This is a genomic window from Cellulomonas sp. T2.31MG-18 (genome assembly GCF_964266755.1).
Classification (GTDB): Bacteria; Actinomycetota; Actinomycetes; order Actinomycetales; family Cellulomonadaceae; genus Cellulomonas.
In genome coordinates this window covers 785,616-800,634 of sequence record NZ_CAXWGW010000001.1, presented here as the reverse complement: position 1 = coordinate 800,634, position 15,019 = coordinate 785,616, and the positions used below count along the sequence as shown (strand labels likewise).

Genomic DNA, 15,019 nt, shown 5'->3' with positions numbered 1-15,019 from the left:
GTCGGGTGCTACTTCACCGCGCCGGCGGTCACCCCACGGGTGAGCGTGCGCTGGAAGAACAGGAAGAACAGGAGGGTGGGAAGCAGGGACACCAGGGCGCCGGCGTTCAGCGTCGGCACGTCGAGCAGGCGGTCGCCCTGCAGCGAGCTCAGCGCGATCGGCACGGTCTGCGAGGCCGGCGTGGTGAGCATCACCAGCGGGATGAAGAACTCGTTCCACGTCCAGATGAAGAAGAAGATCATCAGCACCGCGAGCGTCGGCCGGACGATGGGGAACACCACCCGCCACAGCACGCGCCAGCTGTTCGCGCCGTCGAGCGCCGCCGCCTCCAGCAATGCCTTGGGGAACGTGCCCAGGACGCTCGCGAGAAGGTACGTGCCGAATGCCGACTGGATCACCGTGAAGATGATGACGATCGACCAGCCGCTGTTGTTCAGGCCCACCTTCTGCGCCATCGTGTACAGCGGGTACAGCAGCACCTCCTGCGGCAGCATGTTGGCCAGCAGGAACACCGCCACCAGCCAGGCGCGGCCCCGCACCCGGCCGATGCCGATCGCGTAGGCGGTCAGCAGCGACAGGCCGGTGCCCAGCACCGACACCGCGGCGGACGTCCAGATCGAGTTCCACAGCTTCACCGGGAAGTCGACGGTGGTCCAGAACTTCGTCAGGCCCGTGAAGTACAGGTTGGTGGGCAGGCTCAGCGGGCCGTGCGTCGAGTAGTCGGCGGGCGACTTGAACGCGTTGATCAGCATCAGCACGAACGGCGCCAGCATCAGCACCGCGACGACGGCGCAGCCGACCAGCACCACCCAGCGCAGGGCGCCACGGTGGTGACGGTCGCCCGTGCGGGTGGCCTTGACGGGTGCGGCGACCTCGGTCGGCGCCTGCGCGATCGTGGTCATCGGACACCCTCCTCGTCCCTGCGGGCGGAGCGGTTCTGCAGCAGCTGGATGACGGCTGCGACCACGACGATCACCAGCGTCAGGACGGTGGCGACGGCGGCGCCGTAGCCGACCTTGGACTTGTCGAAGAAGTTGAGGAACGAGTAGTACGACGGCACCAGGGTCGACAGCTCGGGACCGCCGCGGGTCAGCACGTAGATCGGCGCGAACACCTTCAGCGCCGCGATGGTGCAGGTCAGCGTGATGACGAAGGTCTCGGGCTTGATCTGCGGGATGGTGATCGCGCGGAACCGGCGGAACCAGCCGGCGCCGTCCAGCTCGGCGGCCTCGTACAGCTCGGGGTCCACCCGCTGCAGGGCCGACATGAAGATCACGGTCGGGTAGCCGATCTGGATCCAGACCAGCACCAGCATCACCGCGGGCAGCGCCGTCGACGGGCTGCCCAGCCAGTTGGGCGGGTGCGCGACGCCGATGCTGTGCAGCATCGCGTTCAGCGACCCCGTCTCGGCGTTGAAGATCCAGTTCCAGACGATGCCCGCGACGGCCACCGGCATGATCTGCGGCAGGTAGTACGTCGCCCGCAGGAAGCTGGCGGTCCGGTTGCCGACGTTCTTGCCGATGTAGTCGAACAGCACCGCCGCCAGGATCAGGCCGATCAGCGTCGGGACGATCACCATCGCGACGATCATCCAGACGGAGTTGCGGAACGAGCTCCAGAACGCCGCGTCGTGCAGCAGGTCGGTGTAGTTGCCGAACCCGTACCAGTGCATGGGCGACAGGCCGCCCTTCCACCGGTGCAGGCTGTAGAACACGTTCAGGCCGAACGGCACGATGATCACGGCCGTCAGCGCGATGACACCGGGCAGCAGGTAGAGCCAGTAGACCGCCTGGCGCCGGCGTGCGGCGCGGTGGACGCGGGGCGTCTGTACCGACATGAGGGATCTCCTGGTCCGGGTCGTCGGGTGTGTCAGCGCAGGTGGGCTCCTCGTCGGGCCCCGGGTTCCGTCCGGGGCCCGACGAGGTCACCTCACTTGCCGGTCAGGTCCTTGCGACCGGAGTCGTAGAACGTGCCGAGGTCCTTCAGCGCGTCGGCCGGGGCCTTCGAGCCGTTGACCACCGTCTGGCCGAAGCTGACCAGCTGGTCGTAGAAGCCGGCGACCGGCCAGTCGGGGTAGAACGCGAGACCGTCGCTCTTCACCACGGAGTCGAAGTTGTCCTGCAGGGTCTTGGTGTTCGGGTCCGTGATCACGGACGAGTCACCGGCGACCGGCAGACCACCGAGCTTGGCCATGGTGTCCTGCGAGGTCTTGCCCAGCGTTGCGTCGATGAACTTGGCGGCGAGCGCGGCGTTCTTCGAGTTCTTCGGGATCACCAGCAGGTTGCCCGACGAGCCCGGGTTCAGCTTGTTGCCGGGGAAGGTGAACTGGCCGAGCTTGAAGGAGGTGACCTCCTTGTTCAGGCGGCCGAACCACCACGAGCCGGAGACCATGATCGGGTACTTGCCGGCGATGAACGCGGTGCCCATGTCCTCGGCCTTCAGACCGGAGGAGTCCTTGGAGACGTAGCCCTTGGACACCCAGTCGGCGAGGGTGTTGGTGCCGTCCAGCAGCGGGCCGGACGTGAAGTCCACGTTGCCCTTGAACAGCTCGAAGTTGTCGACGAAGGAACGGTCGGCCTTGTTCAGCACCAGCTCGTACCACAGCTGGCCGAGCGGGTACTCGGCGCCGGCCTCGGCCAGCGGGGTCACACCGTTCTGCTTGAACGTCGCCAGGGCCTTCTCGAAGTCGGCGAAGGTCGTCGGCACGGAGATCCCGTACTTGTCGAACATGTCCTTGTTGTAGAAGACGGTGACGTACTCGCCGTAGCTGGGGACGCCGTACCACTTGCCGGAGCCCATCAGCCCGTTCTCGTCGTACTTGGCGGTGGTCTGCACGGACGACGAGAGCTTGGAGTCCCAGCCGTACTTCGTGGCGTCGGCGCTCAGGTCGGTGAGCAGGCCCTGCGAGGCCAGCTGGCCGGCGGTCGCGTTGCCCTTGTTGTACTCCATGACGTCCGGCACGTCGTTGCCGGCCAGCACGATCTTGGCGTTCTTCTGCAGCTGCTCGAACGTCTGCTTCTCGACCTTGACGGTGACGCCAGGGTTGGCCGCCTCGAACTCCTTGATGGCGGCGTTCCAGCCCTGCGTCATCGCCGAGTCGTCGCCCTCGTAGTGCCAGAACGTGAGGGTGGTCGGGTTGGCGGTGCCACCGGCGGCGGCGCTCGAGCTGGAGGACGAGCTGCCCCCGGACGAGCAGGCGGCCAGGGAGAGGGCCGCGAGGGCGGTCGCGGCGACCACCTTCAGGCGGGTCGAACGGATCATGACTTTCCTTCCGTCGTGCGGCTCGGCATCGAGCAGCGGGTGGGATGGAGCGGTGCGGCTCGTCAGGGGGTGGTGAGCCGGGTGACCGGACCGGACGTCTCCCGGACCTGCAAGGTGCAGGGCAGGTTGACCCCGGCCGGGGCTGGGCGGCCGTCGAGGACCTCGAGCAGGCCGTGCACCGCACGTCGGCCCTGGTCAGGGCCCGGTGCGGCGAGATAGGTGAGCGGGTGGTCGTACATGTCGCTGATCTCGCCGGAGATGGCGATACCCACCACGGACACGTCACGGGGGACGGAGCGCCCGGCCTCGCGCAGGGCGGAGGCGACGCCGAACAGCGCAAGCTCGTTCATCACGATCACGGCGGTCAGCTCGGGGTGCTCGGCGAGCAGGGCGGTGGTGGCTCGACGACCGGCCCCCGGGTTGACGTCGCACGGCGTGCTCACCGGTGCAAGCCCGCGCTGCGCCATCGACTCCTCGTAGGCGCGCAGCGCCCGGACCGACGGGCCGTAGCCGGCGTCGAGGTCCGCCTGCGAGCGGTTGACGAACGCGATGTGCGTGTGGCCCTGGCCTGCCAGGTGGTCCACCGCCACCTTGAGGCTCTCCTCGAAGTCGATGTCGACCCACACCCGGTCGGCCGGGTCGGCCGAGCGACCGATCAGCGCGCACGCGAGGCCCTGGCTCTCGACGGCCTCGATACGAGGGTCGTCCAGAGCGACCTCCATCAGCAGCACACCGTCGGCGGTGCGGCCCGCCGCGAGCTCCCGCAGCACCTCGGGCTCGCTGCTGCTGACCGGCCACAGCACCAGCTCGTACTCCGCCTCGCGGGCCGCCTCGACGGCCCCCTGGACGATCTCGTTCAGGGTGGCGCCGAGCGAGACCCCGTACACCGGGTAGGCGAGGGCGAGCACATGGGTGCGGCGCGAGGCGAGCGCGCGGGCGACGGGGTCACGGCGGAAGTCGAGCTGGGCCATCGCCTGCTCGACGCGGGCGCGGGTTGCGGCCGAGACGGGGCGCTTGCCCGTGAGCGTGTACGACACGGTGCTCAGCGAGACATGGGCCAGATCGGCCACGTCCTGCATCGTCGCCACGGCGAACCCCTTCGTTCGAAGCGCTTCCGCGAAGCGCTTCGACAAGAATGCGCGGCGAGGCAGATAACGTCAAGCGCGCGAACAAACCCGTGACCTGATCGAGACAGTCGGTGACTGGACGAGCGTCCAGAGGGCGCTCGGGTGTCCGGACGGCCCGGGCCCCCGGGGTGCGTGGCCGGCGGGCGTCGCGACGCGGACCCGCGCCGGCGCCCTGCCGCTCAGGCAGGCAGCAGGAACCCGTCGGCCACCAGGCCGCGAGCGGTCGGCAGCACCTCTCGGGCGACGTCCTCCGCGGACCGGTCCAGCAGCGCTCCCAGCGCTCCCACCAGCGTGCCGACGCTGAGCTCGCCGTCGCACGCCCCCACCAGCCCGGCCACGGCCGTGCCCACCTGCACCGCGCGACCGAACCCGCCGCCCTGCCGTAGCAGCACCACGCGGGGGTCGGACTCCCCCGGCACCAGGTGCCGCTCCTCGGTGACGTCGGGGGCGACGACGAGGTGCTCCGCGACGAACGCCTCGTCGTCGCGGGCGGCGAGCCAGTCTTGGGCGGCCAGGCCGGCGGCGACGGCCGGACCGACGGGGCCCGGCAGAGCGTTGGTCAGCTCCTCGAGCCGGCGGAGCCGGGGCCGGTGCTCGTCGGCCGCCGACGGCCGGCGCAGGGTCACGATGCCGAAGCCGATCGCCGTGACGTCCCGGGACGCCAGGTCGTCGAGCCAGGCGCCGTACAGCGACCGCCACGCGATCCGGTCGGCCGCGGCCGTGGTGCCGGCGTCGCGGATCCAGGTCTCGGCGTACTGGGCCGGGTCGAGCAGCTCGCGCTGCACCACCCACGCGTCCAGGCCCGAGGCGTCCACCCAGGCACCGATCCGCTCGGTCCAGTCGGCCTGCCCGTGCACCTCCCAGTTGGCCAGCAGCTGGGCGACGCCGCCGGGCGCCAGCACGCTGCCGACCCCGGTGACCAGCTCCTCGACCAGGGAGTCGCCGGCGCGACCGCCGTCGCGGTACTCGTACACGGGCACGTCCGGCATGCGCGGCGTGATGACGAACGGCGGGTTGCTCACCACCAGGTCGAACACCTCGCCGGCGACCGGCTCGAGCAGCGAGCCGCGGCGCAGGTCCACCCGGGACGGGTCGAGACCGGCCAGCGCGAGGTTGAACGCCGCGAACGCCAGCGCCCGGTCGGACACGTCCGTCGCGGTCACGTGCCGCGCGTGCCGCGAGGCGTGCAGCGCCTGCACGCCGCAGCCGGTACCGAGGTCCAGCACCCGGTCGAGCCGCGTGGGGACCGTGGCGGCGGCGAGCGTCACCGACGCACCGCCGATGCCCAGCACGTGGTCGGTGCCCAGCGGACCGCCGGTCGCCAGCTCGCCGAGGTCGGAGGCGACCCACCACGTCGTCTCGTCGGCACCGTCGACCGCCGTCCACGGGCGCAGGTCGACGAGGGGGCGGAGCCCTTCCGGCCGAGACGAGCCGTGCGCTGACGCCGGCGGCGCCGCGTCCGACGGTGCCGACTCGCGCCCGTCACGGCCGAGCGCCGCCGCTTCGCGCTCGTGCACGTCGTCGGCCCGGGCGACGAGCCCGAGCGCCAGCGCACCGGCCGCGCCGGCGGTCGGCAGCGCGCGGTCGAGGTCTGCCCTGGTCACCACCTCGCCGAGGAGGAAGGCCCGCACCAGCGTCGCGACGGGCGGGACGTCGGGGCCGGCGGTCGCCCGCAGTGCCGGGGTCGGCTCACCGCGCTGCAGCGCCGCCGAGGCGACAGGGCCGAGCAGAGCCTCGACGGCGTCGACGGTGAAGGCGGCAAGGTCCGCACGGAGGGCGGCGACCGCCGCCTCGTCGACGACGGGGACGCGATGCGGCGTGCGGTCGTCCGGCGTCGTGGCGGACGACGTCACCGCTCCTCCCCCGCCACGAGGTCGACGACCACCGGCAGGTGGTCGCTGGCGGCGCGGGCCGCCGGGACGTCGAGCACACGGGCGGCTGTCACGCGCAGACGGTAGCCGACCAGCACGGCGTCGATCCGCTGGGCCGGAGCGGACGCCGGGAACGTCGGACCGGTGTCCGCGGCCGCATCGGTCAGCCCCTGGGCGAGCAGCGTGCGCCACGACGGCTGGTCCGGCACCTCGTTGACGTCCGCCAGCACCACCCACGGCTCGGTGCGGGGCAGCCGGTCGAGCAGCAGGCGCAGGTGCCGTTCCCGCTCGCCCGCGTCCAGGCCGAGGTGGACGACGACCACCCGGACCTTCTCACCGCCCGCCAGCACGCGCGCGGTGCTGGCACCGCGGCGGGTGCGCGGCAGCTCCCAGGGCAGCCGGTAAGCCGCCACCTGGTCGGACGGCACGTCCGCGCGCACCAGCAGGGCGGTGGTCCGGGAGGCGCCACCGCCGACGACCACGCGGAGCCCCGCACGCCGGGCGACGCGGCGCAGGCGCCACCGGCCGAGCGGGCCGAGGGGACGTTCCTGGACGCCGACGACGTCCGGAAGGGTGTCCCGCAGCACGCCGACGACGGCGTCGACGCACCGTCGGGTGGTCAGCCAGGGAGTGCCGAGGGCGTGCAGGTTCCACGTCATCACCCGCAGCGGCCGGTTTGCCTCGGCGGGCTGGGTCCCGGCCGCGGGCGCCGGCACCCCGAGGGGCTCGGGCGCTCGCTCGGGCTCCGGCACTCGCGCGGGCTCCCTCACTGCGGAGGGCTCCCTCACTCCCGCGGGCGCGGTCCCCGCGGTGCCGAGTCGGCGAGGCTGTCGTCGTCCAGGTCCTGGTCAGGCAGGTCGGCGGCGAGCTCGGCGTCCGAGAACTCGTCCGTCTCGTCGAACTCGAGCTCCGCCTCGAGCACCTCCGGGTCCGGCGACCCGCCGGACGCGCGCCGTCCCTCCGCCGACGCCGCGGCGACCGACTCGCGGTCCACCCGCGCCGCCCGGAGCCGGGACACGATCACGGCCCCGAACGCGACCCCCGCGGCCAGCAGGGCGATCACCAGGCGCAGCGCGTGGTTGGCGCCGGCCCCGGCCGACACGGACACGACCGCCGGTGCGACCAGCAGCGCCACCAGGTTCATCACCTTGATCAGCGGGTTGATCGCCGGGCCGGCGGTGTCCTTGAACGGGTCGCCGACGGTGTCGCCGATCACGGCTGCGGCGTGCGCCGCTGACCCCTTGCCGCCGTAGTGCCCGTCCTCGACGATCTTCTTCGCGTTGTCCCAGGTGCCACCGCTGTTGGCGAGGAACACGGCCATGAGCACGCCGGCACCGATCGCCCCGGCGAGGAACCCGGCGAGCGGGCCGATTCCGAGCCCGAACCCGACGGCGATCGGCGCGAACGCCGCCAGCAGGCCCGGGGTGGCGAGCTCCCGCAGCGAGTCGCGCGTGCAGATGTCCACCACCCGGCCGTACTCGGGCCGCTCGGTGCCGTTCATGATGCCGGGGTGCTCGCGGAACTGGCGGCGCACCTCGAACACGATCGCGCCGGCGGCGCGGGTGACGGCGTCGATCGCCAGCCCGGAGAACAGGAACACCGTGGCGCCGCCGAGGATCAGGCCCACCAGCGTGATCGGGCTGATGATCTGGTAGTCCATCATCGCGGTGACCAGGTCGTCGCCCAGCCGACCGCTGACCCCGGCCAGCGAGGTGCGCACCGCGTCGGCGTAGGAGCCGAACAGGGCGGTCGCCGCCAGCACGGCGGTGGCGATCGCGATGCCCTTGGTCACGGCCTTGGTGGTGTTCCCGACGGCGTCGAGGTCCGTGAGGATGCGCGCACCCTCCTCGGTGACGTCGCCCGACATCTCCGCGATGCCCTGGGCGTTGTCGCTGACCGGCCCGAACGTGTCCATCGCGACGATCACGCCGACCGTGGTCAGCAGTCCGCAGCCCGCCAGCGCGATGAGGAACAGGGCCAGCGGGATCGACCCGCCCGCCACCAGGAACACGGCGCAGATCGCCGCGGCGATGATGCCCGCGGTGTAGACGGCGGACTCGAAACCGACGCCGATGCCCGACAGCACCACGGTGGCGGCACCGGTCAGCGTGGTCCGGGCGACGTGCAGGGTCGGGTTGCTGGTGGTGTTGGTGAAGTAGCCGGTCACCCAGAGGATCACGCCGGCCAGCACCACGCCGACCAGCACCGCGACCGATGCGATCAGGCGCGGGTCGCCGTGGTGGGTCTGCAGCCCGGCGGTGCCGTCGGTGAAGGCCGCGAACGACGACGGCAGGTAGACGAAGGCCGCGACGGTGGCCAGCACCACCCCGAGCAGCGCTGACGTGTAGAAGCCGCGGTTGATCGCCTGCAGGCCGGACTCCTGGCCACGGACGCGCGTGATGAACACGCCGAGGGCCGCGACGAGGGCACCGACCGCGGTGACCAGCAGGGGGAACACCATGCCGTGCTCGCCGAACGCCGCCTTGCCGAGGATCAGCGCGGCGACCAGCGTCACGGCGTACGACTCGAACAGGTCGGCCGCCATGCCGGCGCAGTCGCCGACGTTGTCGCCCACGTTGTCGGCGATGGTCGCGGCGTTGCGGGGGTCGTCCTCCGGGATGCCCTGCTCCACCTTGCCGACCAGGTCGGCGCCGACGTCGGCCGCCTTGGTGAAGATGCCGCCGCCCACCCGCATGAACATTGCGAGCAGCGCGGCGCCGAAGCCGAACCCCTCGAGCACCGCGGGTGCGTTGCCCCGGTAGACGAGGACGACGGCGGACGCGCCGAGCAGCCCGAGCCCGACGACCGACATGCCCACCACGCCGCCCGTCCGGAAGGCGATGCGGGCACCCGCCGCCCGTCCGTCGGGCCCGGAGGCCGCCGCCGCGACACGCAGGTTGGCGCGGGTGGCCAGCCACATGCCGAGGAACCCGATCGATGCGGAGAAACCCGCTCCGAACAGGAAGAAGATGCTGCGCCCCAGCTTGACGCCACCGTCTCCGGGGAGCAGCAGCAGCAGCGCGACGACCACCACGGCGAACAGGGCGAGCGTGCGGAACTGCCGCCGGAGGAACGCCGAGGCGCCCTCCTGCACCGCGTGCGCGATGTCCTGCATGCGGACGGTTCCCTCGCCCGCGGCCAGCACCTGACGGGCCAGCACCGCAGCGACCGCCAGGGCAGCCACCGCCACGGCGGCGATGCATCCGACGATCACCAGGCTCGTGGTGCCGAGCTGCAGCATGGATCCTCCCCCAAGGACGTCGCACGGCTCTCGGCCGAGTCGTTCCTCGGCACCGTCGCCGGGAATCCGGGCAGTCTAGCCAGGGAGTGTGACCTTGGTCCTACCGAGGGCCGAACAAGAGGTGTCCGGGCTCTGGTCCCTCAGCACGGCACGGTGCCGTCGACCGGGCCATCTCCGTGGGCGATAGGTCGATGGTCATGCGCTGGCCGCCGCTGCGCACGGCCCCCGCGACGGTGCCGTGGACCGGGGCCGCTTCCCCGAGGCGGAGGGCGCTCGTGCGCGCCGGCCGTCGGTCTCGACCGCGGACGGGCCGCGGCCGACCTCCGACGTCAGTGCGTCGGCTCCTCGACCAGCGCGTCGTCCAGGGAGGGGCGGATGGTGAACACCTGCTCCAGCGCCGTGATCCGGAACACCATGAGCAACCGCTCCGAGTCGACGACCAGCTGCAGCCGGCCACCTGCGGTTCGCACCCGCTTGAGCGTGCCCACCAGCAGGCCCAGACCTGTCGAGTCCATGAAGCTGACACCCCGGAGGTCGACAACCAGGTCGACCTGCTGCCGGTCGATCAGGGCGTTCAGGCGCTCCCGCAGCGTGTCGGCGGTGGCGACGTCGATCTCGCCGTCGACCTCGACCACCGTCTGCTGGCCGACCTCACGGCTCACCACACGCAGCGCCACGGCCTGCCCCTCCACGTCCGCTCGGCACGACACCGGAATTGAAGCATCCGCGCCGAGCAGGAGCCACAACAGCGACCGTGGCGCTCGTCACCAGGTGCCTCGGACACCGCACATCGCCGCTCGCAGCTGGGGGCACCTCGCGCAGCCCCCGTGAGGTTGCCGCACACCCACGCAGCGTCCCGGCCGCGGTGCGGTACCGCGCACAGCATCGCAGGGCGTCGCGCAGCCTCCACAGGGCGCGGCACACACTCGCAGCGCACGGAGGCGCGTCGGCACACCGGGAGCGCGGGGTCAGAAGGGTGGGACCAGCGGGTAGGCAGCAGCAGCACGGTGCCCAGCTGGAACTGTCGAACGAACGGAGTCACGAGCGAAGGCATCCGCTGGGGCACGGGCGGTGGTCGACGACGGCGGCCCGGTGTCGAGACGGACAGCCGGCTCGTCGTGGTACCGGCGCCCCGACGGCGTCTGCCAGACGAGCTCACCACCGCGCCGGTGCGTCACGTGCCATCCACCCAGGTGCTTGAGCCGGTGGTGCTTGCGGCACAGATGGGCGAGGTTGTCGGCTTCCGTCGCGCCGCCGGCCACCCATGCCGTCGAGTGGTCGACGTCGCAGCGCGCGGCCCGGCGCGCGCAGCCGGGGAACCGACAGGTGACGTCCCGCACCGCCAGGGCGGTACGGAGATCCGCCGGGACCGCGTACCGACGGCGACCGACGGAGAGCACCGCCCCGGTGTGCGGGTCGGTGAGCACCCTGATGAACGACGGCGCGTCCGCCGCCAGACGACGAGCCGTCTCGATGTCGATCGGCCCGTGGCCCTCGAGCACGGCCGGCTCGTCATCGTGTCCGAGCAGCGTCAGAACCGGCACCGTGAGCACCACGGTCGCCCGGATTCCTCGCGCCCCGTCGGGGAGGGACCTGCCGAGCCCGCTCAGCTCGGCGTCCACGTGGTCGGCGTCGCTCTGATCGTCGCGTCCGTCGGCCCGGCTGGGGTGCCGCTGGTCCTCCTCCGACAGCCGTCGCGGAACGGCCGCGACCGGCCGGATGGCGTCCGAGGCGTCCGGGTCGATGAGGAGCGCGGACATCACGTCCGCGCGCAGCTGCGGGAGCGAGCGCTCGTCATCCGGACCCTGGACCTCCGCGGCGAGGTCGGAGATGCGGTGGAACGCCGCATAGGCCTGCTCGGCGGGCAGCAGTGCGCTGAGCCACGCGAGGTGGTCGTCAGCCGGTGTCACGGTGACGTGCCGGTCCGCGACGGCGGCGCGGCGCGCCTCCGGCGTCACCGGACCGGCGTGCCGCGCACGCCACCGACGGGCCACGGAGCGGAACCGGGACGGGTCCAGCACCACGGCCCGCGGGGTCAGCGTCTCGTCCGCCGCTGAGCGCACCTCCTCCGGATACCGCTCGAACAGCTCGAGCATCACGTCGACGTGCCACCGGGAGACCTCACCGTCGCCGTGCGCCTCCGCGAGGCGCGGGAAGCACCTGGTCAGCACGGCCGTTCGGCGCACGCGGGATGCGACGGTCGACTCCGGCAGACGAAGAGCGAGCGCAAGCTCCGCGATCATGTCGGTCCGGGCCCACTCCCAGGCGACGTTGTCGGACAAGCTGGCCGGCAGCTCGGCCCGACGGATGGCGGCGCCGCTCCGGAACGCCTCGACGACAAGACCGTCACGCCAGGCGGAGATGCGGTTCACCAGGCGGTCCGCAGCCGAGACGGCCGAGATCACGTCGTCGACGGGATCGCGGTCGTCCCCGTCCGCGAGCACGGTGGCGCCGGCGGTAGCTCCCGGACGGACGGGCCGATCGCCCTGAGACAACGCAGCGCCACGAACGGCGGGCGTGGCCAGCACGGCGGGCACGGCGGGCACGGCGGGCACGGCGGGCACGGCGAGGAGCGTCCCCACCGGTGCCGACCGCCCGTCATCCATGGGGAGATCCCACCACCGCCCACCGACATAGCACCCCAAACCGGGCGCCACGCGCTCAGGGTGGCCGTGGTGCGGGACCGGGAGGTCGGCAGTGGCGTCCATGGTCGGCCGACACCACACCACGCGGGCCCTCGCAGACCACCGCGGGCTGAGGCACCGGTCAGAGGTGCCGATCCGAGCCGCCCGGTCAGGTCGGGTCAGCTCAAGTCGGGTGGGGTCAGGTCACGTCAGGCCGAGCCGACCACAGCCCCGTCAGCCAGCAGCCCGGACCGCCGCCAGCGCAGCCCGGTACTCCTCGGTGGTGCCGTCCGCTCGTACGGTCTGCAGCACGTGCTCGCGGACCCCCCGCTCCGCGAGCACGGCAGTCAGCTCGGCGACGTCGTCGTCGGACATCACCGTCGGATCCACCGTGGTGCGCACCTGCACGTCCACACCGGACGCGAGCACCAGCTCGAGAGAGGAGAACGCCTGGTCGGCGCTCGTCGTCGGCCCGCCGGTACGCGTGATCTCGCGGTAGAGCCGCGCCGGCGCCTTGATGTCGAGCCCCACCCAGTCCACCAGGGGCAGCAGCTGCCGGAGCCGACGTGGGTAGGCACCGCCGGTGTGGAGCCCGACGAGGAAGCCTGCCTCCTTCACCTCACGCATCGCGGCCACCAGCCCGGCCTGCCGGGTGGGCTCGCCGCCCGAGAAGACCACGCCGTCCAGGAGCCCCCGGCGTCGCGCGAGCAGGTCGCGGACGGCCTGCCACGGGACCACGCCGGGTGTCCGGGGATCGAGGATCGCGCTGTTGTGGCAGTAGGTGCACCGCCACGGGCAGCCCTGCAGGAACGCGGTGGCGACCAGGTGCCCGGGCCAGTCGACGGTGGAGAGCGACACGAGACCGGCGATCTGCAGGTCGTCGGCGGCGGCGCCACGGGCCTGCGAGCCGGCGAGTGCCGTCGATCGACCCGACCCGGTCTGCGGCGCCTGCGACGGCGAGCCGGCACGGGCCGACGACGAGGCAGCGCGCCCCGTCGTCGGCCCGGTCGTCGTCATCGTCATGCACCCACCGCGACGGGCTCGTTTGCGCCGACGATCTCGTCGTGCGCGTACGCGTGCATGCCGGGGTCCGCACCGAACGCGACCCGCTCCTCGAACGAGACCCGCTCCGCCTGCTCACCCTTCTTGCCGACGTTGAACGAGCTCACGGGCCGGAAGTACCCCATGACGCGCGTCCACACCTCGCACTCCACCGGCGCGGCGTCCGGGTGCGCCTCCGCGCAGCGCGGGCACGTGTGGTGCTCGCCGGCGAGGTAGCCGTGGTTCGGGCAGATGGAGAAGGTCGGCGTGATGGTCAGGTACGGCAGGCGGAAGCTCGACAGCGACCGCTTCACCAGCTCCCGGCAGGCGTCCGCGGTGCTGATCCGCTCCGACATGTACAGGTGCAGCACGGTGCCGCCGGTGTACCGGGTCTGCAGCTCGTCCTGCCGGGCCAGCGCCTCGAACGGGTCGTCGGTGAAGCCCACCGGCAGCTGCGAGGAGTTGGTGTAGTACGGGTTGGCGTCCGTGCCGGCCTGCAGGATGCCGGCGAACCGCTTGCGGTCCTCCTTGGCGAACCGGTACGTCGTCCCCTCGGCGGGCGTCGCCTCGAGGTTGTACAGGTGACCCGTCTCCTCCTGGAACTCGACCATCCGGCCGCGCACGTGGTCCAGGATGCGCAGCGCCAGCTGGTGGCCACGCGGGTCGGTGAGGTCGTACTCGTCACCGGTGAAGTTGCGGATCATCTCGTTGATCCCGTTGACGCCGATCGTGGAGAAGTGGTTCTCCAGCGAGCCGAGGTACCGCTTGGTGTAAGGGAACAGGCCCTCCTCGAGCAGCCGCCCGATCACGTCGCGCTTGAGCTCGAGCGACGTGCGAGCCAGCTCCAGCAGCCGGTCGAGCGCCGTTGTCAGGCCCGCCTCGTCGCCCGGGAAGAGGAAGCCCAGACGCGCCATGTTGACCGTCACGACGCCGACGGAGCCGGTCTGCTCCGCGGAGCCGAACAGGCCGTTGCCCCGCTTGAGCAGCTCGCGCAGGTCCAGCTGCAGGCGGCAGCACATGGACCGGACGTCGCCGGGGTTCATGTCCGAGTTGATGAAGTTCTGGAAGTAGGGCAGCCCGTACTTCGCCGTCATGGCGAACAGCCGCTCGGCGTTCTCCGACTCCCACGGGAAGTCCTTGGTGATGTTGTACGTGGGGATCGGGAACGTGAACACGCGGCCCGACGCGTCGCCGGCCGTCATCACCTCCATGTACGCCCGGTTGATCAGGTCCATCTCGACCTGCAGCTCGCCGTACGTGAAGTCGCACGGCTCGTCGCCCACGAACGGCACCTGCTCCTTCAGGTCCTCCGGGCACGTCCAGTCGAACGTCAGGTTGGTGAAGGGCGTCTGCGTGCCCCACCGGCTCGGCACGTTGAGGTTGTAGATCAGCTCCTGGATGCCCTGCCGCACCTGCTCGTAGGTCAGCTGGTCCAGCCGCACGAACGGCGCCATGTACGTGTCGAACGAGCTGAAGGCCTGGGCGCCGGCCCACTCGTTCTGCATGGTGCCGAGGAAGTTGACGATCTGGCCGATGGCCGACGAGAAGTGCTTGGGGCCGGTCGCCTCGACCTTGCCCGGCACGCCGTTGAGGCCCTCCTGCAGCAGCGTGCGCAGCGACCAGCCCGCGCAGTAGCCGCTCAGCATGTCGAGGTCGTGGATGTGGATGTCACCCTCGCGGTGGGCCGTGCCGATCTCGGCCGGGTACACGTGGGACAGCCAGTAGTTGGCGACCATCTTGCCGGCGGTGTTGAGGATCAGACCGCCCAGGGAGTACCCCTGGTTCGCGTTGGCGTTGACCCGCCAGTCGCTGCGGTCCAGGTACTCCTCGATGGACGAGCCGACCTCGACCATC

Annotated in this window: 11 protein-coding genes; all 11 read right to left on the bottom strand. The window is 71.7% G+C overall.

What is annotated here, in order from left to right; translation table 11 throughout:
* Nucleotides 1-8: 8 nt before the first annotated feature.
* Nucleotides 9-902, bottom strand: coding sequence for a carbohydrate ABC transporter permease (locus ACFQTY_RS03690; RefSeq protein ID WP_378097439.1), 894 nt, complete (start codon nt 900-902; stop codon nt 9-11).
* The gene (locus ACFQTY_RS03685; protein ID WP_337973582.1) at nt 899-1,837 is read right to left on the bottom strand and encodes a carbohydrate ABC transporter permease; all 939 of its coding nucleotides are present in this window, start codon (nt 1,835-1,837) and stop codon (nt 899-901) included. Before ACFQTY_RS03685 ends, ACFQTY_RS03690 begins: the two co-directional genes overlap by 4 nt.
* A gap of 92 nt (nt 1,838-1,929) precedes the next feature.
* On the bottom strand, nt 1,930-3,261 hold the full coding sequence (locus ACFQTY_RS03680) for an ABC transporter substrate-binding protein (protein WP_378097434.1): 1,332 nt from the start codon (nt 3,259-3,261) through the stop codon (nt 1,930-1,932).
* Between the two features lie 62 nt (nt 3,262-3,323).
* Entirely contained in the window at nt 3,324-4,340 is a 1,017-nt protein-coding gene (locus tag ACFQTY_RS03675) for a LacI family DNA-binding transcriptional regulator (protein WP_378099094.1), read from the bottom strand.
* Between the two features lie 227 nt (nt 4,341-4,567).
* A complete protein-coding gene (locus tag ACFQTY_RS03670) occupies nt 4,568-6,241 on the bottom strand; it encodes a methyltransferase (RefSeq protein ID WP_378097431.1) in 1,674 nt (557 codons plus the stop codon).
* On the bottom strand, nt 6,238-7,011 hold the full coding sequence (locus tag ACFQTY_RS03665) for an endonuclease/exonuclease/phosphatase family protein (RefSeq protein ID WP_378097428.1): 774 nt from the start codon (nt 7,009-7,011) through the stop codon (nt 6,238-6,240). The genes ACFQTY_RS03670 and ACFQTY_RS03665 overlap by 4 nt, the downstream gene beginning before the upstream one ends.
* Nucleotides 7,012-7,043: 32 nt before the next feature.
* Nucleotides 7,044-9,500 carry a sodium-translocating pyrophosphatase gene (locus tag ACFQTY_RS03660; protein ID WP_378097425.1) on the bottom strand — a complete coding sequence of 819 codons (2,457 nt, stop codon included), beginning with the start codon at nt 9,498-9,500 and terminating at the stop codon, nt 7,044-7,046.
* A gap of 329 nt (nt 9,501-9,829) precedes the next feature.
* Entirely contained in the window at nt 9,830-10,192 is a 363-nt protein-coding gene (locus ACFQTY_RS03655; protein WP_378097422.1) for an STAS domain-containing protein, read from the bottom strand.
* A gap of 276 nt (nt 10,193-10,468) precedes the next feature.
* The gene (locus tag ACFQTY_RS03650; protein WP_378097419.1) at nt 10,469-12,106 is read right to left on the bottom strand and encodes a DUF222 domain-containing protein; all 1,638 of its coding nucleotides are present in this window, start codon (nt 12,104-12,106) and stop codon (nt 10,469-10,471) included.
* A 252-nt stretch (nt 12,107-12,358) separates the two neighbouring features.
* Nucleotides 12,359-13,147, bottom strand: coding sequence for an anaerobic ribonucleoside-triphosphate reductase activating protein (locus ACFQTY_RS03645; RefSeq protein WP_378097416.1), 789 nt, complete (start codon nt 13,145-13,147; stop codon nt 12,359-12,361).
* Nucleotides 13,144-15,018 carry a ribonucleoside triphosphate reductase gene (locus ACFQTY_RS03640; protein WP_378099092.1) on the bottom strand — a complete coding sequence of 625 codons (1,875 nt, stop codon included), beginning with the start codon at nt 15,016-15,018 and terminating at the stop codon, nt 13,144-13,146. Before ACFQTY_RS03640 ends, ACFQTY_RS03645 begins: the two co-directional genes overlap by 4 nt.
* Between the last annotated feature and the right edge of the window lies 1 nt (nt 15,019).

Bases quoted from the DNA above. Each gene is read 5' to 3' on its own strand.
- ACFQTY_RS03650 (WP_378097419.1), bottom strand. From the start codon at position 12,106: ATGGATGACGGGCGGTCGGCACCGGTGGGGACGCTCCTCGCCGTGCCC.
- ACFQTY_RS03685 (WP_337973582.1), bottom strand. From the start codon at position 1,837: ATGTCGGTACAGACGCCCCGCGTCCACCGCGCCGCACGCCGGCGCCAG.
- ACFQTY_RS03640 (WP_378099092.1), bottom strand. From the start codon at position 15,018: ATGGTCGAGGTCGGCTCGTCCATCGAGGAGTACCTGGACCGCAGCGAC.
- ACFQTY_RS03690 (WP_378097439.1), bottom strand. From the start codon at position 902: ATGACCACGATCGCGCAGGCGCCGACCGAGGTCGCCGCACCCGTCAAG.
- ACFQTY_RS03645 (WP_378097416.1), bottom strand. From the start codon at position 13,147: ATGACGATGACGACGACCGGGCCGACGACGGGGCGCGCTGCCTCGTCG.
- ACFQTY_RS03660 (WP_378097425.1), bottom strand. From the start codon at position 9,500: ATGCTGCAGCTCGGCACCACGAGCCTGGTGATCGTCGGATGCATCGCC.
- ACFQTY_RS03680 (WP_378097434.1), bottom strand. From the start codon at position 3,261: ATGATCCGTTCGACCCGCCTGAAGGTGGTCGCCGCGACCGCCCTCGCG.
- ACFQTY_RS03675 (WP_378099094.1), bottom strand. From the start codon at position 4,340: ATGCAGGACGTGGCCGATCTGGCCCATGTCTCGCTGAGCACCGTGTCG.